The organism is Leptospira inadai serovar Lyme str. 10, assembly GCF_000243675.2.
GTDB lineage: Bacteria > Spirochaetota > Leptospiria > Leptospirales > Leptospiraceae > Leptospira_B > Leptospira_B inadai.
Genome location: NZ_AHMM02000006.1, coordinates 131237 through 155861, shown reverse-complemented (window position 1 = coordinate 155861; position 24625 = coordinate 131237). Strand labels below are relative to the sequence as shown.

The following is a 24625-nucleotide window of genomic DNA, read 5'->3' as shown; positions in this document are numbered from 1 at the left end:
ACCCAGGCAATTTTTCTAAAATCCTCGATTGCATTTATGCATAGGAGTACGGGATGAAAGTCAAACCGCATCAGCTCATCGAATCTCCCGAGTTTAAAAAATTAGTCAGAGCCCGCTGGACCGTCAGTTTTATCCTGCTTTCCGTTCTTTTTATAAATTATTACGGCTTCATTTTGACGATCGCATTCAAGAAAGATTGGTTGACCGAGCGTCTCGGACAGTTTGCCAACTACGGATTGATAGTCGGCGCCCTAGTCATAGTGGTTTCCTGGCTTTTAACGATTGTTTATGTCTATTGGGCAAATACCTCCTATGACAAAGACACCGAACACCTAAAAGGCAAATTAGAAAAGGGAAGCGAAATTTAATGGAATCGTCTTTAGGACAGCCCAATATCATCTCCGTTTTATTTTTCGTAATATTCGTTCTCTTAACGCTGGCGATTACTTATTGGGCCGCAAAGAAAACGAAAACATCCAGCGAATTCTATGCAGCGGGAAGGAACATAACGGGATTCCAAAACGGCTTGGCGTTATCCGGCGATTACATGTCCGCTGCCTCGTTTTTAGGAATTTCGGGTATGGTCGCTCTAAAAGGATATGACGGGATCATCTATGCGGTCGGTTGGTTGGTCGGATGGCCCGCCCTCATGTTTTTAATCGCCGAACCGCTTCGTAATCTAGGCAAATATACCTTCGCGGACGTTCTTGCGTTTAGGTTGCGCCAAAAGCCTATACGAATCGCCGCATCGATCGGAAGCATATTAGTCACACTAACCTATTCGATCGCCCAAATCGTCGGTTCGGGGAAGCTGATCAATCTAATGTTCGGAATTTCCTACGAATCCGCCGTAGTTTTAGTAGGCGGAGTGATGCTTTTATACGTTTTATTCGGAGGAATGATCGCGACTACTTGGGTTCAAATCGTAAAGGCAGGCCTACTCTTGTTCGGAGTCACGCTTTTGGCGATTCTCGCGATGGCTAAATTCGGTTTCGACCTTTCGAATTTATACGGGGAAGTCGAGCGGCAGTACGGCAGGTCCGCTTTGGAACCGGGGGGCTTAGTCTCCAATCCTTTAGACGCGATTTCGCTCGGTTTGGCACTTATGTTCGGATTATTAGGACTTCCTCATATTCTAATGCGCTTTTACACCGTCCCTCACGCAAAAGAAGCTAGAAAGTCCGTAGCCTACGCGACTACCTTTATAGGTTACTTTTATATTATTATCCCGATCGTGGGATTTGCCGCCGCGGTTTTGATCGGGAGAGATCGAATAACCTCCGTTGATAAGGGCGGTAATATGGCCGCGGCACTCCTTGCCGAATTATTAGGCGGAACTCCCTTTTTAGGCTTTATTGCGGCGGTAGCGTTTGCGACAATTTTAGCCGTGGTCGCAGGATTGACGCTGGCAGCTGCTTCCACGATTTCACATGATCTTCATTTCAACGTTTTCAAAGACGGAAAGGCGAGCGAACAGGAGCAGGTCCGCGTTGCGAGACGAGCCACGGTGTCCTTCGGTATATTAGGAATCCTTTTCGGGATTTTATTCAAGGATCAAAATGTGGCTTTTATGGTCGGCCTAGCCTTTGCAATCGCCGCAAGCGGTAATTTTCCGGCGCTTTTCCTATCCATTCTATGGCGGAACTTTAGTACGGCGGGTGGAGTCGCTTCCATACTAATCGGCTCCATTTCGGCTACCGGTTTGATCGTTCTTAGTCCCACCGTCTGGGTGGACATCTTCGGTTTTTCGACGGCGCTTTTTCCGTATAAGAATCCGGCGATCTTTTCCATGACTCTTTCGTTTTTGGCCGCGATCGTTTTTTCGAAACTTTTCCCCGAAGAACGAGCTCAAAGATTATATGAATCCGAAAAAGTAAGGGTTTATCTCGGAGTCGGAGCTGAATGAATTTAGGGAGCTTAAAGTAAGACTACAACGCCTCGAAAGCTGGAGGAGGATTCTCCGCCCGGATATCCTCCTCCAGCTTTCGTCTAAAGCAAATTATGATCTTTCATCGACCGATACAATGTCGCAATCGTGACTTTCAGGATTGCGGCAAGCGGGACCGCCACTAGCATTCCCGCTATCCCCAATAAAGTTCCACCCACGGTAACGGCTCCGACAACGACGATCGGATGCAAAGACACCGCATCCGAAATAATCACCGGTTGGACGAAAAAATTATCCACTGCCTGCGCGATAACTATGACAATCAGAATAGCGCCCATCAGTTCGTACATGCCCATGCCCTCGGTGATCCCTTTGGCATAAAAGATCGTCGAGCCTTGCGTTAAAGTCATAAACAAAGGAGGAACCGCACCGATTATCGGGCCTAAGTACGGTATCGAATTTGCGATGCCCACGAAGAGCGCAAATATATAAAAATATCTAAGTCCGATGACCGAAAAGCCTATCATTGCGACTACGGTAATGATGGCGCTTTGAATCACCAAACTACGTAAGTAATTCGTAATTTGCTCGTTGATATTAGCGGCGATCATGATGGTCATCTCGAAGTAACGATTCGGGACTAGGCTTACGATATTCTTATAAACTCCGTTTCCGTTCAGCAGAAACAAGAACGCAAATAAGGGAGTAATCACTAAATAACCGATCAAAGTAGGAATGATGGAAACTAGTGCTGCGAATTCCCCCTGTATTATATCCGCGACTTTCTGAACAAGTTCTTCCGGACGGATCGTTTCTTCCCACCCTGCCGGAAAATCATTGAATTGGATTTTAAATCCCACGACCAAGTATTTGAATTTAGCGTCTTCCATATCCTGTCTCCAATTCTTCATTATGGGTTCCAAGGTGGAAACGATGGGTGACGCTACTTCCGTCGCGATCCAATAAATCGGAATACAGACTAAAATCATCAATCCTGCGACGGATAAGATGCGAGGGACTCCGAGACTTTCGAAATAATTAATGCTTCCGTTAAAAATATAGAATAGAATCAGGGATAAAGCGATCGGGATGATCAATAGTTTCAGCCCGAGTATAAAGAATGTGATCGCCGCTCCTACAAGTAGGAAGAAAATGATGCGAATTACGTACGTAGATAACGGCCTGGATTCAGACATTCTTTTGCTTACCCTTGTAATAAGCTTTCTCAAGAAGCTGATTGGTTTTCTGAAGACGTTCCACGATTACTCCGGTTAGACTGAGTAGAATCTCGATACCGATTTTAGGTTTGGTTTCGATGATCTCCTTTAAGTCGGGTTGAAAAAAACCGAGCAGAGTGGAAGGCTCCGAAGCGATGGCAGTCGCGGTTCTCCGTTCTTCCGAAAAAAGGGAGAGTTCGCCAAAAAAGGAATGTTGGTCCAAGTGAGCCAGGTCCAGTTCGATTCCGTCTCGAATCGAACGAATCGTCACTTTGCCGTCAAAGATCATGTAAAAACCCGCGCCGGCTTCTCCCTGGCGGAAAATCTCCTCTCCTTCCGCGTATTTACGAACATGAACTAAACGCGCGATTTCGTTTAACGTCCGTCGTTTTAATTTTCCGAAGACGGATGTTTCCCGCAGAAAACGGATAATCTCCGGGTTGGAAGTACCCTTTTTCTTGAATAACTTCTTCCAGATGGGAAGTTGCAGAGGATTCAAAACTACTTCTTATCCTCCTCGAGTTTCATCGTAAGGATCAAGAGAACCAAGCCTACGCTGACGCAGGAATCCGCAAAGTTAAAGGCAGGCCATCGATCGTAGATCAACCAATTAGGCCAATCAAAGTCCAGGAAGTCCACGACTCCGATGAATTTTCCGACAAATTGATTCTCTACGAAACCGAATTCAGCGCCTACACCAATCACTTTTACGAAGAATTTATCGATAAAATTTCCGAACGCTCCCGACATAACGAGCGCCCAACCTGCCGGATGCCCTAGATCGGGATTTTTCCAACGATATGCGATTAGGACCAGGATAGCGACGGCAGTCATTGCCAACGAAGTTCTAGGAAAGCCTTGGAAAAATCCCATTACGAAGCCGGTATTGAAGGTCAAAGTTAACCGGAAAAAATTGCCGATCACTTCGACCGGACTGTGAGGATGGAGATAAAGAATGGCGATATATTTTGTAACCAGATCTATAACCGTCCCCAGAACTACCGATATAAGGAAAAGAGGCGGGTATACATCTAAGAATTTCTTTTCGAAAAATTTCACTGACGATTCCTTTTTGAGCTGAATTTATTTTTTAGGACAGAGAGAGCAAGGAGGATTCCGAAGAAAATCGAAGCGCCGAAGCTGATCGTCGCATATAATTCCTCTCCCCTATCCATTCTTTCCGTTCCATAATGAATTCCGAATAAAATAACGGCGATAGCGATTGCCTGGTGTCCCAGGGAATACATTTTTCTACTATGCAGTTCCAAGTCCGGCAATCGATAGGCTTGCTTCCCGCGATTCAGATTCTTTATCGTTTGTAACAATTCACCCGGGAGGGATACCGCCTGTCCCCAAATTCCTCCTTCCTGCACGAGGGCCTTTTGCCAGTTATTTTCCCCTTGTAAAACCATGCTTTTAAAAGGTTTTTCTCCGTAATCCAGAACGGTCCTGTACGGATCCAAGGTCGCCGTAATTCCGACCAATAACCCCAGGACTCTTTCCAACGGAATCAACGTGACCGGCAACTGTACCATTCGGAGCAATTCTCTTAGGCTGGAATTGATCTCCTTTAAAAATTTCAAATCTTCCGGAGTATGAATTTGTTCGAATTTGATATTGCGAAAGGAATCCGTATCCGTCAGAAAACGGGAAAGTTTTTCCAAGGAATACCGAACGACTTCCTCCACTTTATCCCGATCCGCCTTACGGGAAATTAGACCCAGCTCGTCCAGACCTTCCACGACTCCACCATAGTCTTTCGACATAGCGCATAAAAAAATCTTGCGCAACACTAATGCTTGGCTCGGTGGAATTTCACCCACGGCTCCGAAATCGATGAAGCAAAGTTTTTCTTCCGGAGTATAGATCATATTTCCCGGATGAGGATCCGCATGATAAAATCGGTATTCGAATACCATTAGAATGTACGCGCGAATCAGCAGATCGACCGGTCGAGATTTTGCCTGACCCTTCTTCAACGCGGCGGCTTGCGTGATTCGTATTCCGTCTATATAGCGGGCGGTAAGAACGCTTTTGCCGCTCCATTCCTTATGAATCTTAGGAAACACATAGTCCGGTTCTTCCGAGAAATACCGCGCCATACGCTCCATCGATTCGGCTTCCAAACGTAAGTCGGTTTCGCGACCTACCAATTTTGCTATTTCCTTATGAACGATTTTATAATCGAAGGTAACGAGTAAGCGATTGATTCTCTTTAAGAAAGTACGGATCGCTTTTAGGTCCTTAACGATAATTTCTTCGATACCCGGGTACAGTATCTTAATGGCGACTTTCTCCCCCTTAAAACTTGCCGAGTGTACTTGTGCGATGGAAGCCGAAGCGAGAGGCATCTCGGAGATATCGGGAAAAATCTCCGCGATATCTTTACCGAATTCCTTTCTGAATCTTTCCTTAATTTCCGAAAACGGATGAGGAGGAACTCTATCCTGCAAGTCCTGGAGCGGATCGGTAAAACTTTCCGGAAAGAGGTGCGAAAGACTGGCTAGATACTGACCGAGTTTAACGTAAACTCCACCCATTCTTAAAAAGAATTCCCTGCACTCTCTTCCTAAATTCTGAAAGAACTCCGTCTCTTTTTCTCCGTTCCTATACGAGGGTAGAAAAAGCCTGGCAAATTTATAGTACCAAAGAAGACTGAAAATCTTCTTCCAGAGAAACCAACTACCTCTATAATATCTGCCGCTCGCCGAATATTTTGGAAGATTGTTTTCGTTCTTAGTGGAGGAGGAATTAGACATAGATCCTATTCAGGTTCCGATACCGTCCGGACATCCGCCTTCGTCTTGATCCGATCTAGGAGTTCCATAATTCCCAAATTCTCTCGGATGTCTCCGGTTATACGGTCCGATTGATTCGCAAGGACGGATCGGATTTCCGCGTAGAGATTTTCAAAGGGATTCGGTCCGAGGGAAGATTTTTCCGGAAACGAGACTTCCGTCAAACTATTAAATCCTTTGTATTTACGGGAAGGTCTGGATTCGAAGAGACTGAAACCGTCGTTAGAGAGAATCATTCGAGCGCAATCCGTCATAATATCCATTTCAAACTGAAAATAGTTACGACTTCCTCCAGCCTCCAAAAATACGATCGGCCCGGAATCGTATTCCAAAAGGGCAACCGCCTTATCTTCTACCGAAACTCCGTTGCGTTTTCGTAAACTAGAACGAATCCGATCCGGCTTTCCCAATAACCAATAAATCAAATCGATCGCATGAGTTCCATCGTGAAACAGCGGCCCGGTCCTATCATGAAAGGCCCTCCCGGGTGAGGCAGCGGATGTCAAAACGGAAGCCCGAATGGTTCGTATCCTGCCGTATTTACCGGATTCCAAAACGGACTTGGCCCAAGAATATTTCGGATGATATCTTCTCTCGTGGTTTACCCAGATTCTGGTTTCGTTTTTCCTAGCCAATTTTTCCAGGGACTTAGCTTGAAGGAACGTCTCGCAAACGGGCTTCTCTATGACTAGGTTTTTGATTCCGAAGCGGATTGCCGAACAAGCATCGAAATAATGCGATTCCGAAGGAGTGGCGATTACGGTAAGATCCGGAAGGATTCGAATCTTCGCGAACGAATCTAAATCGGAAAAGACGCGATCTCGCGGGAACTTCCATTGCTTGCAAAACAGTTCCTGCTTTTCCCGATTCGGATCCAAGACCCCGATAATTTCAAAATTCTTTTTGCCCCAGGCCGAAAGAAGAACACCTGCATGAGTGCAAGGCTTTTGCCGCAGAGGATCTTTTTCCAAGATACTGGCGATTCTACCCAGCCCGACAATCAATGTCTTTGTCTTTCGCATTGAAAATAATGAATGCGGTTTTCGGCGGTTTCGCAAGACGATTTTTTCCAAAAATCGACTACCGCAGACGATGGGGCTCCTGAATTCTGGTGCCTATGCGATCCGATTTCAGATACGATCCGGAAACTGTCAGACGAATTCTTTCTTCCCCGTCCAAGGTTGCCTTTCTAAAGGAAAGCGAGATTCTATCCATCACCACTTCCTCGGGAATGTGCGAGTCCGATTCCTTATTCGTTCCTCTTCGCGGGAATCGTGACGGCCACGATTTCATTCCGGATGCTCTTTCCAAGGGAGCGACTTATTTTCTTTGCGAGTACGAACATCCGATCCTGGAAAAACTTTCCGAAGCCGATAGAGAGAAAGCCATATTCGTAAAAGATACATTGATCGGTTTGGGAAAACTGGCGGCGTTTCATCGATCCAGATTTAAGCCCATCGTAATCGCGGTAACGGGTTCCAGCGGTAAAACGACTACGAAAGAAATCCTGGGCTCCTGCCTTTCTCCTTTGGAAGAATCTTTGGTCGTGACCGAAAGAAATTATAATAACGAAATCGGCGTGCCGTTCACTTTGTTTCGAATCGGACCGAAGACCCGATACGTAATCTGCGAAATGGGAATGAACACGAAGGATGAGATATCCAGGTTGTCCTCGATGGCAAAACCTCAGTTGTCGATTATTACCACCATCGGTACCGCACATATAGAATTTTTCCGATCCCGAAAAGGAATCGCCAAAGCCAAAGCCGAAGTGATGGACGGAATGCCGAAAAGCGGAATCGTCTTTTATCCGGCAACCGGAGAATACAAAAGAGTCTTGTCTAAGAAGGCTCGAAAGTCAGGCGTTAAATTTACCTTGGTCCCGCTGACGTCTCGGATCAAAACCCTGGAGACTTTGCGGGAAGGCTTTCGATTGGAAATCTTCAGTACCGCTTTGAACTGGAATCTTCCGGGTTCTAAATTACTGGAAAATTTATCCCTATGCATCGCGGCCTTAGAAGAAATCGGAACACCCGAAGATTGGATCTTAGAAGGGATTCGTAATTTTAAAACCAAAGATAAACGACTCGATCTTCAGGAAGGAACGTATCGAATTCTAAACGATACTTATAATGCGAATCGGGAATCGATGCTGTCTTCTTTAGAGGCTTGTTCGCAACTTTCCGGAACGGAAGGGTTTTACGCGATTTTAGGAGATATGAAGGAAGTAGGTTCTTATTCCTCCAAGTTTCATGCGGAAGTAGGAAAGTTCGCCGCTTCCCTCTCGAACTGTAAAGGGATCTTTACCTTCGGCTCCGGATCCCATTTCATATTCAAAGGATTCCAAAGCAAAGCAAAACCTCCACAAATCGCAGCTTCTTTTTCCGGAGACGAAGAAGGACTGCATTCTCTGCTCGAAGAAGTGAAAAAGAACGTCCAACCGGGATCTTATATATTAGCCAAGGCCTCTCGGGGTATGAAATTGGAGAGAGTTGTGGAAGCATTAAATTCGAATTCCAAGATGGACTAAATCGTTTTCCTACTTGCCCGTATGCGGTTTCCGACGGATCCTGCAAGCGTGCAACCGAAAGTAGCAGTGATTATGGGTAGCCGGTCCGATTGGGAGACGATGAAGGAAGCGGTTACGATTCTTCAAGAGTTGGGGATCGCTTGTCATAAGGAAATCATCTCGGCTCATCGCTCGCCGGAAATTATGCTGGAGTTTGCCAAGAACGCAAAATCCGAAGGTTTTGAAATCATTATCGCCGGAGCCGGAGGGGCTGCGCATCTACCCGGAATGGTCGCCTCCCTTACCACCCTTCCGGTCTTGGGAGTTCCCGTTAAATCCTCCAATTTAAAGGGACTCGATAGCCTTTTGTCCATCGTTCAAATGCCCGGAGGAGTTCCCGTCGGAACTCTTGCTATCGGTTCCGCCGGAGCCAAAAACGCGGGCTTATTGGCGGCGAGAATTCTTTCCCTCCATGACGAGAACCTTGCCAAAAAGCTGGAAACATATCGGGATAAAATACGCGAAGAAGCATTATCTAAAAACGATCAATTAATATGAGTAAAATTTTATTTCCGTCCGCTCGATTAGGGGTCATGGGTTCGGGACAACTCGGACGAATGTTCGCTCAAGAAGCGATTCGGATGGGCTATCGAGTCTCCGTTTATTCCCCCGAACGGAACACTCCTGCGGCATTAGCGGGAGCGGAAGAAGTAGTCGTTCCGTACGAGGATGAAACCTCCCTGCGAAAATTCTTGGAAAGCGTCGATGCGGTTACATTTGAATTTGAGAATATTCCAAATACCGAATTAACTATTATAGAGGATTTCTCCAAAGAAACCGGGTTAGTGGTATCGCCGAGACCGGAGTGCATCCGAATCGCTCAGCACAGAATCAGGGAAAAAAAGACGTTCCGAAATTTGGGTCTACCGACCGTGGATTTCTATCCGATTACGAATAAGTCGGACGCGATCGAAGCGGCGGAAAAATGCAAGTTCCCTGCGGTTTTAAAAACTTCCACGTTCGGCTACGACGGTAAGGGACAGACAAAATACAATAGCAAAGAAGAATTTCGATTTTGGGCGGGCTCTCTTGGTCGCGAGCCTTTGGATCTTATCTTGGAAGAATGGGCCTCCTTTGATAAAGAGGCCTCCGTAATTCTAGCCCGATCGCGGGACGGAAAATCATTTTGCTTTTCCCCCTCCGAAAACGTACATAAAAATCATATTCTGGATGTAACGATTCATCCGGGCAAATTCCCCGAAAAAAACAAAAATGCGATGGCAGCAGCAGCGGTCCGCTTGGCGGAAGGAATCGATTATGTAGGAGTCTTCGGATTGGAGTTTTTTATAGTAGGCGAAACATTTTTATTAAACGAATTCGCTCCCCGGCCCCATAACTCGGGGCATTTTTCGCAAGACGCAGCTTCGGTTTCCCAATTCGAGTTACAAGTAAGAACGTTAGTCGGTCTACCGATTCCGGATTTTATTTCGAGCTCCGATAGCTCCATGAAGAACATCTTAGGGCAGGATTTCGCTCCCGATTCCGAACAATGGCTAAAATACATGTCCGATGCCCGATACTCTCTTCACCTCTACGGAAAATCCGATCCACGCCGGGATAGAAAAATGGGCCACTGGAACTACGTGGGCGAAAACCCCGAAAATGCGTTTCTCTAACCTCGGATCGTTTTCAGCCTATTTCGAAGGGACATCTTTAACGATGCAAGACTTCTGCAATTCACATAACATAACAGCACGGGAAAAAAATACCATTCATTATAAATGCGTAATACCAAAAACCGAAGGCTCGAACTCTATCGAACGATTCCGGAACGAGCAAGCCTACTATTAGAATCACTCAATGAACTAGGACAAAAATTCCATCCCCCAATCCCTGACATTCCCCGCTCCCAAGGTCACTAGCTTATCACCCGATCGAAGAAAATTCCTCAGTTCTGCACACCCCTCTTTCACGTCGTCGGAAAGAAGAATCGGTTTCCGTTTCATAACATCGACGATCAATTCGGAACTAACGCCTGCAATCGGACTTTCTCCCGCCGGATATACCGGTAGAAGGTAAACGATCTCTCCGGACTCCAGGCTCTCCGCGAATTCTTTATATAGATTTTGGGTTCGAGTAAACCTATGAGGCTGAAAAAGGACGACCGTTCTTCCTTTTCCATCGGACATTTCCGCCATCGAAGAAAGAACCGCTCTCACTTCCGTCGGATGATGACCGTAGTCGTCATACACATCCACCCCGGCTCTCGAACCCAAATATTCCAGTCTTCGCTTAACACCTGAATAAGCGGAGATCGATCTTGCTGCGTCTTCGGCGGATATCCCCGCTTCTATACCTGCCATAATCGCCGCCAAGGAATTTCGCAGGTAATGCAATCCCGGAAACTTGGAACCGAAAGAAATCTCTTTACCGTTATAGTAAAATGTTAAACGACCTTTTTCGATCTTGTAGGGAATTAACGAATCGACTTCCAAACCGAACTTACCTTCTATAGAAGACGCATTTCTTTCCTTATTCCAATTTTCCGAACCGATTTCAAAAAATCCGAATATCGTTTTTCTAGATCGGACCGACGAAATACATTCCTTGATGCCGGGATCGTCCAAATTTAGAATAACGCGCCTCTTGGTCTTATCGATGAACTTTGCAAAAGCGTCCAAAAGATTCCGTCTCGACTTATAATAATCCAAATGGTCTTCATCAATGTTCGTTACGATCCTGATGGCCGCCTCGTGGTTCAAGAACGTACCGTCCGATTCGTCGGATTCAAAGACCGCAAATTCTCCCTGTCCGAATCTTCCGCCTTTTCCGTCCAAAAAAGCGACTTCACCTCCCACCATCAGGGAAGGTTGTAAGCCGACGGAATCCAAAAGAAATCCCGTCATAGCTGTGGTGGTGGTCTTGCCGTGAGAACCGGCGACCGCTATCCCGATCCGAGAAGAAAAGCAATCATGTAGAACTTTGGAGCGATGAAAGAACGGAACTCCACGACGGTTTAGAATTTTCGCGATCGGATGTTCCTCCAATCGAATCGCGGAAGAGTAAATGGCCGCGTCGAATTCATCCGGAATTTCGTCGGATTTGGAATAAATTATCGCGCCCTTCTCCTCCAACTTTTGCGTCGTAGGAGTTTTCTTTCCATCGTAACCGACGACAGGCAATCCGATATCGAGTAGAATATGCGCAAGACTCGACATTCCGGAACCGCCGATGCCGAGAAAAAAAGGTTTAGAAAATGATAAAGTCGGTTTGGAGAAATTAAATCCGGACATCAATCCGTTCCGAAGAAGAATCGAATCGTATCCTCTGCGGCTTCTACATGAGAACACTCCAAAGATTTCACCGAAATATCGTTTAATTTTTTGGGATCGTCCGTAAGGTCGGAAAGAATTTTGAATAGTTTGCTTTCGTCCTCGTCCCGTTGCTCGATGACGACCGCGGCCCCGTTCCCCTCCATGTATCTCGCGTTGGCGGTTTGGTGGTCGTCTTTTGCGAAGGGATACGGAATTAGAATCATAGGAAGAGCAAACGCGGCGCATTCGGAAAGCACTCCGGAACCGGAACGAGCGATGACTAAGTTAGCCCATTCGTAATGTTCGGCCATATTATCGGAATATGAAATTAGATCAGCCGTCTTGGTTTTCTTGGAAACCTCGTCATACAAAGCCGTTCCCGTCAGCATCCGGAAGCGGAATCTTTCCTGGATCAGGTCATGCTTCATCAGGTTAACGACTATATTATTAATTTGACGAGCTCCTTGTGAACCGCCCATAACTAAAACGTTGAACTGCTTCTTCTTTTTAGGATCCCATTTATCGCTGAATTTTAAGGCGAGTTTCGGAACGGTTTTGCTCCGAAGCGGGTTTCCCAGAATTTCCCACCGGCAGGAAAGCTTCGTGTCCCGAGGAGGAAAGCTAAAGGCGACCTTGTCGGCAAAGCGAAAGAAGATTCGGTTCACGGCCCCTGGAATACAATTTTGTTCGCAAAGAAAAATCTTTTTACGAAATAATAATGCATAGAGAAGAGCGGGAAAACTGGAGTATCCTCCCATACCAATCACCGCGTCCACCCCGAGACGGGAGAAAAGTATCCAAGATTTTAACAATTGATAAACGTAGCGGAACGGTAGGAATAAATAATTCCCGGATAAGTTCGGAGTATTATGCCATAACACTTCGCAAGGCGCCTGTTTCAGGTCGGGATTATCTTTGTTTCGATACAGTGAATGAATAAAAATTTTATCGATATCGAAGGGCGATTTGGCCGCGATCAGTGTTTCCGCCAGCGCGACTCCCGGAGAAATATGACCGCCGGTCCCGCCGGCCGCGATTAAGACGGATCTCATACGCCTAGGTTCTCTCTTCTGGTTATATTGACAAGAATTCCGAAGGCCGCCAGAACCACAAGTAGCGAGGACCCCCCGTAACTCATAAACGGAAGGCTAATCCCCGTAATCGGAAATAGGCCCGTGACCACATAACTATTAATCACGAACTGGGTGCCAAGGATAAACAAAAGGCCGGCTCCAAGATAAAAACCGAACGGGTCGCTGACTTTCCTTAATAATACGTATGTTCGATACAGAAGAAATAGAACCAAACCGAAAAAGAAAAGAAAGCCCAAGAATCCGAAGTCCTCCACAAAGGTAGCCAACACAAAGTCCGTGTGACTATAGGTCAAATACCGGTGAGCATATCCGCTCGCGAGTTTATTCCCGAACCATCCTCCGTCCAAGAATGCCCTAAAAGAAGTCACCAATTGATGCCCCTCGTCGAAACGAAACTTATAGGGATCCAACCAGACTTCCACCCGCTTCTTTCTATAACCGACACGATCCACCAATAAATAAGCAAGCGGTAGAGAAACCAAACCGACTAAAAGTAAATTGCGGAACGGAAACCCGAATAGGAACACGAACGCCAAGACGACGAACAGGATCTCCATGGTCGTTCCGAAGGCCGGCTCCGCTAGAATTAAAACCAGAACCGAAAGAAGCAGGGCTCCGGGAATCAAAAACTTTTTCGCCTCTCGATTTTCCTTTTCTTTCAATTTAGAAATCATCGCGGAGAGATAAATCACCACTGCAAGCTTTGCGATCTCGGAGGGCTGAAGTTGGTACGGGCCGATGCCTATCCAACGATGAAAGTTTCTTCCATAATAGGTTCCGACGGATTTTCCTACACCGGGAATAAACACAAGGATGAGCAGCAGGATGCTTACTATCATGCCGACCAAAGCGAATCGCTCCAAGCGGCGGTAGGAAAAATTGGCGAAAAAGAAAAAAACAAGAATCCCTATGAGCGCCCAAAGAGCTTGTTTTTTTAAAAAATATTCCGAATCGTGAAAATCTCTCCACGCAGTGATGGAAGAGCTGGAATACATTACGCAAATTCCGAAGAGTAAAAGAAGGAAGATCGTTCCTACCATGGGCAGATCGAAAGGAGCCCCGGGTGACTCCCAGAATTCCCTCCACCTACGCCCAAGTTCTTTCATTGAATTTTCAGACTTGAAAGGGAGATAATCGCCAAAATGACGGCTACGATCCAAAAACGAATCACTACTTTCGTTTCCGAAATTCCGACCAATTCGAAATGGTGATGCAAAGGAGCCATTTTAAATATTCGTTTTTTAGTTAATTTGAAAGAACCCACTTGCAAAATCACCGAAAGAGACTCGGCCACGAAGATCCCGCCTAATATCACGAGCAGGATTTCTTTTTTGAGCATAACGCAGGTCATCCCGATCGTGGCTCCTAAAAAAAGAGATCCCGTATCGCCCATAAATACCTGAGCCGGATGGGTATTGAACCATAAAAAACCGATGAGAGCTCCGGCTAACGCGGAAAGGAAAACGCTATACTCATGGGCTCCGGGTAAATAAGGAATATTTAAATAATTAGCTGCGACCGGAGTTCCCGACACGTAAGAGATGATCGCGAGTGTGGTCACCGCGATGCAGGCCGTTCCTCCGGCAAGACCGTCCAAGCCGTCCGTTAGATTCACTCCGTGGCACGCGCCTAGCATTACTAAAATCGAAAACGGAATCGCCAAAATACCCAATGCAAGAACGGGCCCTTTCACGAAAGGTAGGAATAAATCCGTTAAATGAAACGGAATTCTGCCAGAAGCTCCTCCCGGAGACTCGCCAGTATAATAGAAATATGCGGCGCAAAAACCCGCCGATAAAAGAATCGACAAAACGAATTTGGTTCGAGCTCTCATCCCTCCCTTGATCTTCTTTACCGATTTCATATAATCGTCACCGAATCCGAGAGCGGAAAACAGTACGGCAGCGGCTAATAAAAGCAGCACGTTTAAGTTTTTAAGATTTCCCCATAGTAGTACGGATAAAAGCAAAGCGCCTATGATCATCAAGCCGCCCATAGTAGGAGTTCCCGATTTCGCACTATGGGATTTAGGACCGTCATCCCGGACACTTTCACGAAATTTCAATCCGTATAAAAACCGGATCATCCTTCCGCCGAACCAAAAAGTGATGAACATGGACGTCAAGCCGGCCATTAATGCACGAAAGGTCACATAGCTGAAAATACGAAGGGAATCCCATTCCCGAAAAAAATACTCGTATACGTAATAGAACATAGTCCCCTTAGTCCGAATCGGAAGGTCTCCTAACCCTATCGTCCTGATTCGGTAAACAGCCAAGCTTTTTGTATCTCTTCACCGTCGTCGAAATGACGTTTTTCCTTTCCGATAATCTGATAATCTTCGTGTCCTTTTCCCGCGACCAAAAGACAGCCTCCCTCTTCTAAAACCGAGATGCCTCGTCGAATCGCGACAGCCCGATCCGCCTCGCGAAGGAAGGGTGCAAACCCGGGCGAGAAACCGGATTGAATTTCGTCCAAGATTGCCTCCGGGTTTTCCGTTCTGGGATTATCCGAAGTCAAAATGACCTTATCCGCGAGTCTCTCCGCAATTCGAGCCATTTGAGGTCGTTTAGCGCGATCTCTGTCTCCTCCGCATCCGAATAAAACGATCAATTCCTTGGGTTTTGATTCTCGGACGCTCTTCAGAATGTTTTCAAGAGCATCCGGAGTATGTGCATAATCCACCACCGCCATTCGCGACCGGTCCGGACTGTAATAGAGTTGGAACCTTCCGGGAATTTGCGGGATAGAGCGAAGCGCTTCCAGCAAAGAATTTCGAGGCCAGCCTAGACCGAAAGCGGTCGTGAGAGCCAAAGCGGTATTACGAATATTAAACCCGCCTAATAAGTTCGTATGAATCCGAGCTCTCCCGCCCCATCGGGAAGGAATTTCGAAATCATATTCGGTACCCTGAAGCGAAAATTCCTCGTTTGAGATTTTAAGTTCTCCACTACCGTCTTCGATCACAAAGAGTTTTAATTCCGGACAGAGCTTTCGGATCAAGTCATGCATCTCCAAGCCCCCCGGTGAACTCAGATCTAAAACTCCGAAGGCATTCGGTTCCGACTTCATGGACTGAAAGAGTAGGCTTTTACTCCGGAGATAATCCTCCATGTTCGGATGAAAGTCTAGATGATCCTGAGTCAGGTTGGTAAAAACGCCCGCAAAGAAACGAACACCGTCGGTTCTGTCTAATTTCAGACCGTGAGAACTGGCTTCCATAAAGACGTATTCGATCCCCGCATCCGACATTTCCCTTAAAATCAATTGGAGCGAACATGCATCCGGAGTCGTGTAACCGGTATCTTTCTTCTTACCCTGAAACCTCACGCCCACGGTTCCGATAATGCCGCAGTTCGCTCCGACCGCCTGTCCCAACGAAGCAAGTATGTAAGTAAGAGACGTCTTTCCGTTTGTTCCGGTGATGCCGATCACTTTCAAGGATGCGGATGGATTCCCGAGCAAAAGAGAGGCGATTTTCCCCGCATATTTTTCGGGATCTTGCGGGGACGTTAAGATTATCTTACTCGGCAGGTCCGGTATTCGAGTCCCGTCTTGAAACAAAAGAAAGCGTCCGATCGATTCGGTTGCATACTCGATTCCTTTTGCCCCTAAGGAATTGGGAACGCAAAACAGATCCCGGGAGGAAAGTTGACGGGAATCCGTGCGAACGAATGCTACTTCTTCGGCACCGTCGAAGGAGGGAGATAAAACTTTTATCCCGGGAAATGCTTCAAGGAGAGCGGAAAGTTTCAAGATCGGTCTCGTTTCGTTCCGGCGGGAGCGTTACGGTAATAATTCTATCCCCCACGGTGATCGGCAAGTAATGATAGGTTTTCCTATACAATGCTTCGATACGCCGGGCCGAAGTATAAGTGGCCATTCCGATTTTAAGATCGTCGTTTTTCTTTAAAAGTAGTTCTTTGGATTGGGAAGCCAGGGCTAATTCACGATTCAGTCGGGCCACTTGTACGTTTTGCCATACGAATAAGAATAGGAAAAGGCAGGGAAGAGCGACTTTCAAAAATACCAGCCCCAAAAAAGACAAGTCTCCCCAGATTCGATGATTCACAAATTCATGGATTCGACTCATTCTTCTTCGTCCTCCTCTTCCATATCTAAAGTATCGGACGGCAAAAGCTTATCGATGACCCGCAATTTAGCCGATCGAGAGGCATTGTTCTCCCGCATCTCTTCTTCCCCCGGGAGAACGGGCTTTTTTGTCACGACTTTAGCTCCCGACAAACGGGCGTAATCTCGAAACTTATTCTTAACGATCCGATCTTCCAAGGAATGAAAGGAGATCACTTGAAACCGTCCACCTGGAGCAAGCGCATCCAGAAGCTTGGATAAACCGAACTCGATATGAAGTAATTCCTGATTCACTTCTATCCGCAAGGCTTGAAAGACCCTGGTTGCCGGATGGCGGCCCGGAGGCCAGAATTTTCGGGGGATCACTCGAGAGATTAATTGAGCTAATTCACCCGTATAAGAAATACGACCGTGTCTTCGGCGTTCCAGCAATGCTTCCACGATTTTTTTGGTCCATCGTTCCTCGCCATATTCATAGAAAATTTTACTGAGAGTTTTTTCCGGATACGTATTGATCACATCCTCCGCAGATATGCCTCCGCTGGAAGAAAGCCTCATATCCAGAGGTTCGTTTTCCCTAAAACTAAAGCCTCGCCCGGCGTGCAAAAGATGAAATGTGGAAATTCCCAAATCCAGGAGAATCCCGTCCGGTCGCCGATCCAATCCCTCTTTCCGAAGGAATTCCTTATCCACTTCCGAAAAATTCGCTTCAATAAAATGAGTGCGATCTTGAAATTGTTCTAAACGGGCCTTTGCCCTGGTAAGCATCACCGAATCCCGATCGAGAAGGATAAGTTTCGCTCGGGGAAAATTTTCTAAAAGAAGAAGCGAATGACCTCCTTCGCCCGCCGTACCATCTAGAAAAAGGATTTCCTGATCGGGAGCGAAGACATCTAGAAAGAAGGAAAGAATCTCGCGGTATAGGACAGAATAATGGACCGGTTCCAATTTACGTTCCAGCATCCCGTTATCGCCTTTTGCAGGCAACCGTAAAGCGAAACCGCACACTTGAATTGCGCCTTAAACCGTAAGTAAAACCGTAAGAATTAACGGTACAGATATTCAAGAAAGAACAAATCATTGACTCGCCCGAAATTATCCTCAAAACAGGTCGTCTTAATAAATATTATTATATGAAACACCAAAGTCTGATATTCATCCTACTCGCTTACAGCATTTCGATTATTGCCGTTCTAGTCCTGACGATTTCCGGAGTGGCGTTAGGAGTCGGAAAAGACCAGATCGAAAAGACTTACTTTACCCAAATGAGAAGCGTGAGCCAATCCGCCGCTTCGGAAATCGAAAACTTTTACGATACTCATTTAAGAATAGCGGAAATTCTCGCCGAAGATCCTCGAACCAAGGAAACCATTCGCACCGGAAAGCCGATCGCTCAAGCGCTATATAAGGAAGTCCTCCAAAAATTCGGCGCATACGAGAATGTATTCGTTACCACAATGGAAAAAGACCCCTTGGTAATTACGGACGCCTTGGGAAAAGGTACCGGCTTACGTCTGGGAGTAAGAGAACAAAACGTTCCGAATATAAAAGCCGCCGTAGAGGGAAAATTTCATTTAGGAAAGCCGCTTCGCTCTCCCGTCACGAAATTGCCGGTATCGTTGCTTACGGTCCCGGTGATGGATGCCGGAAAAGTCGTCGGAATCGTGGCCTTTGCACTATCCCTGGAATCACTTTCAGAAAAAGTAATTAAGAATTATAAAATAGGCCAGCAAGGTTATTTGGCGGCGACCACCACCGACGGAATATTATACGCCCATCCTAAAAAAGACATGATCTTAAATTTGGACGTGGCGAAAGAGACAACCTACGGAAAGAAATTATTGGCGTTAGCCTCCGGTGAAATGATGGAATTCGAATTCAGGGGTCAGGAGCGGTATGCAACCCTCTTTAGGCTAAAAAATTGGGATACTCTCGCCTTCGTGATACTCCCTAAGGATGAAATCTGGAGTTCATTCAAAGGATTGCTTCTTACCATACTAGCCGTCTCCGTGTTGACCGCAATTATCGCTCTTTCCATCCTTTATTTTCTATTAAAAAGAAGATTAGGTCCACTAAGAGACGCCAGCCTGGTCTTTCAGTCGATGGCGCAAGGGGATTTGACTACCAATGTCGAAGCAGCCTATAACGACGAGATCGGAACGATGAGTAGGGAAATGAACACGTTTATCGGAAGTTTACGGTCCTCTCTTCACGATATCCAACGTATAGCTCTCGAATTGGGTGCCGCTGCGGAACAATTGACCGGTTCGTCCCAAGCTTTCGCTTCCGGAGCCCAATCCACGGCCGCTTCTTCCGAAGAAATGTCGGCAACGATCGAAGAAATGTCGGCGGGCATGGAGAGCATATCATCTATTACCGAAACACAATATAAGAATATTCTTGCATTCCATTCTAAAATCAAAGAGTTATCGGCCGGAGTACGAAAGATCGGATCGGAAATTCAAGGGACTCTCGGAGCGGCAAAATCGATTTCGGCGCAGGCGCGAAAAGGAGAAGAGTCGCTTAACGGAATGAGCGGAATGATCGGAAACATCCTGAAGTCTTCCGGTGAAATGACCGCAATTATCGGAATCATAAACGATATTTCCGATCAAACTCAACTGCTTGCTTTGAATGCCGCCATCGAGGCTGCCAGGGCGGGCGAAGCCGGGAAAGGATTTGCCGTAGTAGCCGAAGAAATTTCCAAGCTTTCCGTCAAAACGGCCTCTTCCATCAAATCCATCGGAGATATGATCAACAAAAATAATTCCGAGCTGGATATCGGCGCCAAGGGGATACGGTCATCGGTTGAAATCATACATAGCATCATCCAAAGCGTAGATTCGGTCGCGGACGCCATGAATCATCTTTATGAAATAACCTCCGCTCAGGAAGGAATCAATCGAATCGTCGACGATCAGGCCGATAAGGTAGGATCGGAAGCGGAGTCGGTTAAACTTGCCACCGGAGAACAAAAACGGGCCGTACGGGAAATAGCGCAGGTAATCACTCAAATAAACGAGCATACGCTCAATACCGCCTCAGGCTCGGAGCAAATGTCCGCATCGGCGCAGAATCTTGCAACGACTGCGGAAACTTTAAGGAGTATCACCGATAAATTCAAAATATAAAATATCAATCTCACATCCTATTTTTTTGAAAGATATAGAAAGTATGTATCGGCTATTTCTTTTCGTCTATAATAAGGTCTGGTAAATTTTCATTCCCGGTACGAATTCCACATAGAAAAGCAATGCGACGCAACAGTTTAAAACTAATTTTGTTATTTTCCAGTAGCACAACGGTTGTACTTTTAACGGCAGCGTTATCCTCCTTCGCGTATTTTACCGCAAAAGGTTATATTGAAGAAACATACATCGATGAAATGAAAAAAGTCTCTCGAGTAAGTTCCCGGGAGATAAAGGATTTCTTCGATACCCAATTCAATTTGGCAAAATTCATCGCCAACCAGCCGACCGTAATTAAAGCCGTAGCCGGTCAAGATCGCGACGTTTTGATTCCTTTGGTAGTCGACGTAAGTAAGAAATTTGCGGTCTACGAAAACGTATTTTTTTCCACACCCGAAGAAAACCCGCTGACGTTCGCCGATGCGACGGGACAGGGCTCTAATTTTCGTTGGGGAAAGCAGGGATTCGATGAAAACATCCAAGCATCCTTGCAAGGAAAACCTTTTTTAAGTAAAGTAGGACAATCCCCGATTACAAAAGAACCCGTAGCGCTTCTCACCGTTCCGGTTATGGACGGCCCAAAAGTAGTAGGAATTCTGGGATTCGCACTCTCTCTGAACTCGGTAACGGAAGCGGTCGTCAAAGACGTGAAGATAGGATCCGACGGTTATATCGCAATCGTGGACGCGGCGGGGGTAGTCGTTGGACATCCCGACAAGTCTTTGATTTTAAAACTGGACTTATCAAAGACCGAATGGGGACGTCGCATGTTATCCTTGAAGTCGGACGAGCATACAGAGTATTTCTTTAAGAAAGATAAAATCGCCACAGTGTATAGAATCGAAGAATACGGAATGTTACTTGCCGCGGTCGTATCTAAGGAAGAACTAGCGAGTGTCGTTCACTCGATGCTGTACAAGATCATCGCTTGTGCGGGGATATTTCTAGCGGTATCTATTTTGTTTCTCTCCAGATTATTAACCGTTCGTTTGAAACCTTTGGAAGAGGCGCGAAATCTCTTCAAGTCCATGTCGCAAGGAGACCTTAGCAAAGATTTGAAAATCGTCCACGACGATGAAATCGGAGACTTAAGTCGGGATACGAACGCATTCTTAGATAGTCTCAAAAATTCCTTGAAGGAGATACAGCGGGTCTCTTCCGAACTTGCATCATCCGCCGAGAACTTATCTTCCAATTCGGAGAATTTTTCCAATTCCGCCCAATCCACTGCCGCGTCCACGGAAGAAATGTCCGCGACCGTAGAAGAGATGTCGGCAGGAATGGAAACGATTTCCGGAACAACCGAGAATCAGTATCGGAATATTTCCGATTTTCATTCCAAAATATCGGAGCTTTCGCAGAGCGTTCGAAAAATAGGGGACGAAATTCAAAGCACTTTAGGAATCGCTAAATCGATATCCGCTCAAGCCAAGAAAGGGGAAGAATCTCTGAACGGAATGACCGACATGATCGCGAACATTCTCAAATCTTCCGGAGAAATGAAGGCGATAGTAGGAATCATTAATGATATTTCCGATCAAACTCAATTACTCGCCCTAAACGCCGCGATAGAGGCCGCTCGTGCGGGAGAAGCCGGAAAAGGATTTGCGGTAGTCGCGGAGGAAATCTCCAAACTTTCCGAAAAAACGGCCTCTTCCATTAAGTCCATTTCCTCGATGATCGCCAAGAATAACACCGAATTAGATTCAGGCGCAAAAGGAATTCAATCTTCTACCGAGATTATCCACGCGATAATTCGTAACGTGGATCGCGTTTCGGAAGCGATGGACAAGCTCTACTCGATCACTTCCTCGCAGGAGGAAGTAAATAGGATCGTGAACGAAACGGCCGCTCAGGTTGGGGCCGAATCGGAGTCGGTCAAAATAGCGACTGCCGAGCAAAGGCGGGCAGTAAGAGAAATCGCGCAAGTCATCATTCAGATCAACGAGCACACTTTGAATACGGCTTCGGGCGCGGAGCAAATGTCCACTTCCTCGAAAGGACTATCGAGCACCGCGGAAACTCTCCGAAGAATCGCCGAGAAATTCAAGTTTAACTAATGGTGGAATCCGGAAAGGTCGGGTGAATATTCAGATTTTAGGCTTTTTTTGATAAATAGTATGCCCCAGAAATTTATAGGCTTCCGAAATCCCGAATAACGTCTCGGAGTGCCCGATGACCATCAGTCCCCTGTCTTTAAGCACCTGTTCGAAATTTTCGAAAATCTTTCTCTGAGTCTGCTTATCGAAGTAAATAATAACGTTCCGGCAGAAGATACAGTCCATCTTTTCCGGGAAAGGATAAGGCGTTTCCAAAAGATTAATCTTTTTGAATTCGATCATGGACTTTAGTTCGGGTTTGACTTGGTAAAAATCCTCGCCTCTTCCCGACAAATCCCGAACGCGTAAAAAATATCTTTTCTTTAACGAATCGCTTACCGGTTCGAGCCTATCGGGTTTATAAACGCCTTCTTGAGCGGTCTTTACGACGTTCGTATCGATATCGGATGCATAAATTTTAATATCCCATCCCGGTTTCAGGGCAAAGTATTCGGCACAGGTAATAGCGATCGAATACGGCTCCTCACCGGTAGAGGAGGCGCTCGACCATATGCGAAGGCTTTTCTTACCCGTTTTAGAGGCTTTTTCCTCCACTGACGGCAAAAATACGTCTTTCAAAAATTCGAAATGATGATTCTCTCGGAAAAAATCGGTTTTATTAGTCGTAATTCGATTAATAAGTTCCGTTAATTCACTTTCGAAAAACCTTCGATCGGCCTGAAGGGATCGGATATAATCGGATACGCTCGCCATCTTATGGAATCTCGCTCTGGAATTCAGCCTAGACTGGACCATAATCTTCTTATGATCCGCTAAAAAAATCCCGGTTTCACGGTACATTAAATCTTTAACGAATCGGAATTCTTCGTCCGAAATCTGGACTAAATGAGAAAATGTATCTTCCATGAATTAGCGAATCCCGAGCGCCTGGTCCAGGGAAACAAGTTTGATAATTTCTAGTAATTTCTGGGAAACATGAATCGTTTCCAATTTTATGCCCTGGCTACGGAGTCGGTTTGCGAAAGCCACAAGAGCCCCTAATGCAATGGAAGTCAAAACCTGCACTTCCTTCAGATCAAGCACTACGTGCGCGGGACTTCCTTCCAAATGAGAATTTAGGAAAGCGCGCAAATCTTCATGGTCCGCATTAAGAACCTCGTAATTTAAGGTAATTACGATTTTATTTTTTTCGCTCATCTCTAATATCCGACGGGACTTTCCCATTTCGGAATACAGTCGAGAATCGACTCTGAAAAGAAAAGGAAAAAGCTAATTTTTCTGGCTGGGAATCCATGAATTGGTTTTTTGGCTATTAGAACCCTTCCAGAAGCAGATTCGGCAATCAAGAGTGAAAATCGGCATCGTTAAGCATTTGAATGCAAGACCCCTGACTTGGGGATTCGAGCAACATTCGGAATATAAAGTAGTACCCGAAAATCCATCGCTTTTAAAGGATTATTTACTGCGAGGATTAGTCGATGTGGGACTCATCTCATCGATCGAATGTCTTAGAAACTCCGAAGTTCTTTCGGTCTCCATGAAAGTCGGAGTCTGTGCCACCGAACAGGTTCGCTCCATAAAATTCTTTAAAAATAAAAAAGAACCCTATCCCCCGTTTCGAATCCTAACCGACAACGGTTCGAGAACTAGCATGGCATTGGTAAGAGTTCTGGTTCACTGTGAAACGGGGTATCTTCCCGAAGTTTCTCCGACCGATCCAAGAATTATTAAGGAAGAAATTTCCATCGGTCGCGGATCGCATATGCTATTCGGCGACAACGCTTTGTTTGCGGAGTGGAATCCGGAAATTTACGAAGTTCGGGATTTGGCCGGCTGGTGGTACGAGACGACCGGAACTTCCTTTATTTTCGCTCTTTGGGCTTCGAAAAAACCGCTGGAATTACCCGATTCATTCTTTATGGATTCGTTAAAATTCGGCCAAGCTCATATCGAAGATATAATCGCAAAGGAAACGCGTCTCCCGGAAGACCTTGTTCGCAAATATTTGACGCAAGAACTACATTACGAAATTACTGAATCCGATAGGGCCGGTTTAGATCGCTTCGGCAAATATTGCGCCGATTTAGGAATTCTTTAGATAAGTAGATCGGGCCTTCGTTCGGAATTTTGTTCGGAAAGCGATGTCGCTTAAGAATGACGTTTTCTAAGTTCCGTGACGATGTCGGAAAGCGAGAGTCCCCTTTCCACTAAAAGAACCTGTAAATGAAATAGAAGATCCGCAGCTTCATGCGTGAGCTCCTTTTGATCGGCGTTTTTGGCTGCGATAATCACTTCGCCCGCCTCTTCTCCAACCTTCTTCAGAATCCGATCGACTCCGCTGCGAAAGAGGTCGGCAGTATAGGATTTTTCCGGGAGTTCCGCCTTTCGTTTCTTAAGGATTTCCTCGAGCTGAAGCAGAAATTCCATTTTTCCCCCTTGAGATAACTTCGAATTTCCGGGCTTCC

Annotated in this window: 23 protein-coding genes; 8 read left to right on the top strand and 15 right to left on the bottom strand. The window is 46.0% G+C overall.

The features are described 5' to 3' along the window. Window positions 1-53 precede the first annotated feature (53 nt). Window positions 54-368, top strand: a complete 315-nt coding sequence (locus LEP1GSC047_RS01460; RefSeq protein WP_010412598.1) for a DUF485 domain-containing protein — start codon at window positions 54-56, stop codon at window positions 366-368. Continuing rightward, window positions 368-1906 (top strand): sodium:solute symporter family transporter, encoded by a 1539-nt coding sequence (locus LEP1GSC047_RS01455; RefSeq protein WP_010412600.1) that lies wholly within the window; start codon window positions 368-370, stop codon window positions 1904-1906. The genes LEP1GSC047_RS01460 and LEP1GSC047_RS01455 overlap by 1 nt, the downstream gene beginning before the upstream one ends. Window positions 1907-1989: 83 nt before the next feature. On the opposite strand, the gene LEP1GSC047_RS01450 is transcribed toward LEP1GSC047_RS01455, so the two are convergent. From LEP1GSC047_RS01450 to LEP1GSC047_RS01430, 5 genes are read right to left on the bottom strand one after another with little or no spacing between them, the layout of a single operon-like run. Then, the gene (locus LEP1GSC047_RS01450; protein WP_010412602.1) at window positions 1990-3084 is read right to left on the bottom strand and encodes an AI-2E family transporter; all 1095 of its coding nucleotides are present in this window, start codon (window positions 3082-3084) and stop codon (window positions 1990-1992) included. After that, window positions 3077-3604: a cyclic nucleotide-binding domain-containing protein gene (locus LEP1GSC047_RS01445; RefSeq protein WP_010412605.1), complete on the bottom strand. Its 528-nt coding sequence runs from the start codon at window positions 3602-3604 to the stop codon at window positions 3077-3079. Before LEP1GSC047_RS01445 ends, LEP1GSC047_RS01450 begins: the two co-directional genes overlap by 8 nt. A gap of 2 nt (window positions 3605-3606) precedes the next feature. Continuing rightward, window positions 3607-4164 (bottom strand): lipoprotein signal peptidase, encoded by a 558-nt coding sequence (locus LEP1GSC047_RS01440; RefSeq protein ID WP_010412608.1) that lies wholly within the window; start codon window positions 4162-4164, stop codon window positions 3607-3609. Continuing rightward, window positions 4161-5864 carry an ABC1 kinase family protein gene (locus LEP1GSC047_RS01435; RefSeq protein ID WP_010412609.1) on the bottom strand — a complete coding sequence of 568 codons (1704 nt, stop codon included), beginning with the start codon at window positions 5862-5864 and terminating at the stop codon, window positions 4161-4163. The genes LEP1GSC047_RS01440 and LEP1GSC047_RS01435 overlap by 4 nt, the downstream gene beginning before the upstream one ends. Before the next feature lie 5 nt (window positions 5865-5869). Next, on the bottom strand, window positions 5870-6925 hold the full coding sequence (locus LEP1GSC047_RS01430) for a Gfo/Idh/MocA family protein (protein WP_010412612.1): 1056 nt from the start codon (window positions 6923-6925) through the stop codon (window positions 5870-5872). A 95-nt stretch (window positions 6926-7020) separates the two neighbouring features. On the opposite strand from LEP1GSC047_RS01430, the gene LEP1GSC047_RS01425 reads away from it, so the two are divergent. The 3 genes from LEP1GSC047_RS01425 to LEP1GSC047_RS01415 are packed head-to-tail and all read left to right on the top strand — an operon-like array spanning window position 7021 to window position 10088. Then, window positions 7021-8433: a UDP-N-acetylmuramoyl-tripeptide--D-alanyl-D-alanine ligase gene (locus LEP1GSC047_RS01425; RefSeq protein WP_010412615.1), complete on the top strand. Its 1413-nt coding sequence runs from the start codon at window positions 7021-7023 to the stop codon at window positions 8431-8433. Between the two features lie 48 nt (window positions 8434-8481). After that, window positions 8482-8970 carry a 5-(carboxyamino)imidazole ribonucleotide mutase gene (gene purE / locus LEP1GSC047_RS01420; protein ID WP_010412618.1) on the top strand — a complete coding sequence of 163 codons (489 nt, stop codon included), beginning with the start codon at window positions 8482-8484 and terminating at the stop codon, window positions 8968-8970. Continuing rightward, a complete protein-coding gene (locus LEP1GSC047_RS01415; RefSeq protein WP_010412622.1) occupies window positions 8967-10088 on the top strand; it encodes a 5-(carboxyamino)imidazole ribonucleotide synthase in 1122 nt (373 codons plus the stop codon). Before purE ends, LEP1GSC047_RS01415 begins: the two co-directional genes overlap by 4 nt. Window positions 10089-10277: 189 nt before the next feature. On the opposite strand, the gene murC is transcribed toward LEP1GSC047_RS01415, so the two are convergent. The 7 genes from murC to rsmH are packed head-to-tail and all read right to left on the bottom strand — an operon-like array spanning window position 10278 to window position 17875. Next, entirely contained in the window at window positions 10278-11705 is a 1428-nt protein-coding gene (gene murC, locus LEP1GSC047_RS01410) for a UDP-N-acetylmuramate--L-alanine ligase (protein WP_010412625.1), read from the bottom strand. After that, entirely contained in the window at window positions 11705-12778 is a 1074-nt protein-coding gene (locus LEP1GSC047_RS01405) for a UDP-N-acetylglucosamine--N-acetylmuramyl-(pentapeptide) pyrophosphoryl-undecaprenol N-acetylglucosamine transferase (RefSeq protein WP_010412627.1), read from the bottom strand. The genes murC and LEP1GSC047_RS01405 overlap by 1 nt, the downstream gene beginning before the upstream one ends. Continuing rightward, complete coding sequence (locus LEP1GSC047_RS01400; protein WP_039933789.1) at window positions 12775-13926, bottom strand: FtsW/RodA/SpoVE family cell cycle protein; 1152 nt, start codon at window positions 13924-13926, stop codon at window positions 12775-12777. The genes LEP1GSC047_RS01405 and LEP1GSC047_RS01400 overlap by 4 nt, the downstream gene beginning before the upstream one ends. Then, window positions 13923-15035 (bottom strand): phospho-N-acetylmuramoyl-pentapeptide-transferase, encoded by a 1113-nt coding sequence (gene mraY, locus LEP1GSC047_RS01395; protein WP_010412630.1) that lies wholly within the window; start codon window positions 15033-15035, stop codon window positions 13923-13925. Before mraY ends, LEP1GSC047_RS01400 begins: the two co-directional genes overlap by 4 nt. 35 nt (window positions 15036-15070) lie before the next feature. Further along, complete coding sequence (locus LEP1GSC047_RS01390; RefSeq protein ID WP_010412632.1) at window positions 15071-16576, bottom strand: UDP-N-acetylmuramoyl-L-alanyl-D-glutamate--2,6-diaminopimelate ligase; 1506 nt, start codon at window positions 16574-16576, stop codon at window positions 15071-15073. After that, window positions 16554-16913 (bottom strand): hypothetical protein, encoded by a 360-nt coding sequence (locus tag LEP1GSC047_RS01385; protein ID WP_010412635.1) that lies wholly within the window; start codon window positions 16911-16913, stop codon window positions 16554-16556. The genes LEP1GSC047_RS01390 and LEP1GSC047_RS01385 overlap by 23 nt, the downstream gene beginning before the upstream one ends. Continuing rightward, window positions 16910-17875, bottom strand: coding sequence for a 16S rRNA (cytosine(1402)-N(4))-methyltransferase RsmH (gene rsmH, locus LEP1GSC047_RS01380; protein WP_010412639.1), 966 nt, complete (start codon window positions 17873-17875; stop codon window positions 16910-16912). The genes LEP1GSC047_RS01385 and rsmH overlap by 4 nt, the downstream gene beginning before the upstream one ends. Window positions 17876-18045: 170 nt before the next feature. On the opposite strand from rsmH, the gene LEP1GSC047_RS01375 reads away from it, so the two are divergent. Together LEP1GSC047_RS01375 and LEP1GSC047_RS01370 are read left to right on the top strand one after the other, a co-directional pair. Beyond that, window positions 18046-20043 carry a methyl-accepting chemotaxis protein gene (locus LEP1GSC047_RS01375; RefSeq protein WP_010412641.1) on the top strand — a complete coding sequence of 666 codons (1998 nt, stop codon included), beginning with the start codon at window positions 18046-18048 and terminating at the stop codon, window positions 20041-20043. A gap of 122 nt (window positions 20044-20165) precedes the next feature. Then, window positions 20166-22160: a methyl-accepting chemotaxis protein gene (locus LEP1GSC047_RS01370; RefSeq protein WP_010412644.1), complete on the top strand. Its 1995-nt coding sequence runs from the start codon at window positions 20166-20168 to the stop codon at window positions 22158-22160. Window positions 22161-22190: 30 nt separating this feature from the next. On the opposite strand, the gene LEP1GSC047_RS01365 is transcribed toward LEP1GSC047_RS01370, so the two are convergent. Beyond that, window positions 22191-23066 carry a CheR family methyltransferase gene (locus LEP1GSC047_RS01365; protein ID WP_010412647.1) on the bottom strand — a complete coding sequence of 292 codons (876 nt, stop codon included), beginning with the start codon at window positions 23064-23066 and terminating at the stop codon, window positions 22191-22193. A gap of 3 nt (window positions 23067-23069) precedes the next feature. After that, the gene (locus LEP1GSC047_RS01360) at window positions 23070-23357 is read right to left on the bottom strand and encodes an STAS domain-containing protein (RefSeq protein ID WP_010412651.1); all 288 of its coding nucleotides are present in this window, start codon (window positions 23355-23357) and stop codon (window positions 23070-23072) included. Window positions 23358-23508: 151 nt separating this feature from the next. Here LEP1GSC047_RS01360 and LEP1GSC047_RS01355 point away from each other — a divergent pair, with 151 nt between their 5' ends. After that, complete coding sequence (locus LEP1GSC047_RS01355) at window positions 23509-24258, top strand: menaquinone biosynthetic enzyme MqnA/MqnD family protein (protein WP_039933889.1); 750 nt, start codon at window positions 23509-23511, stop codon at window positions 24256-24258. Window positions 24259-24308: 50 nt separating this feature from the next. Here the strand turns inward: LEP1GSC047_RS01355 and hisE are convergent, their stop codons facing one another. Further along, window positions 24309-24587, bottom strand: coding sequence for a phosphoribosyl-ATP diphosphatase (gene hisE, locus LEP1GSC047_RS01350; protein ID WP_010412656.1), 279 nt, complete (start codon window positions 24585-24587; stop codon window positions 24309-24311). Between the last annotated feature and the right edge of the window lie 38 nt (window positions 24588-24625).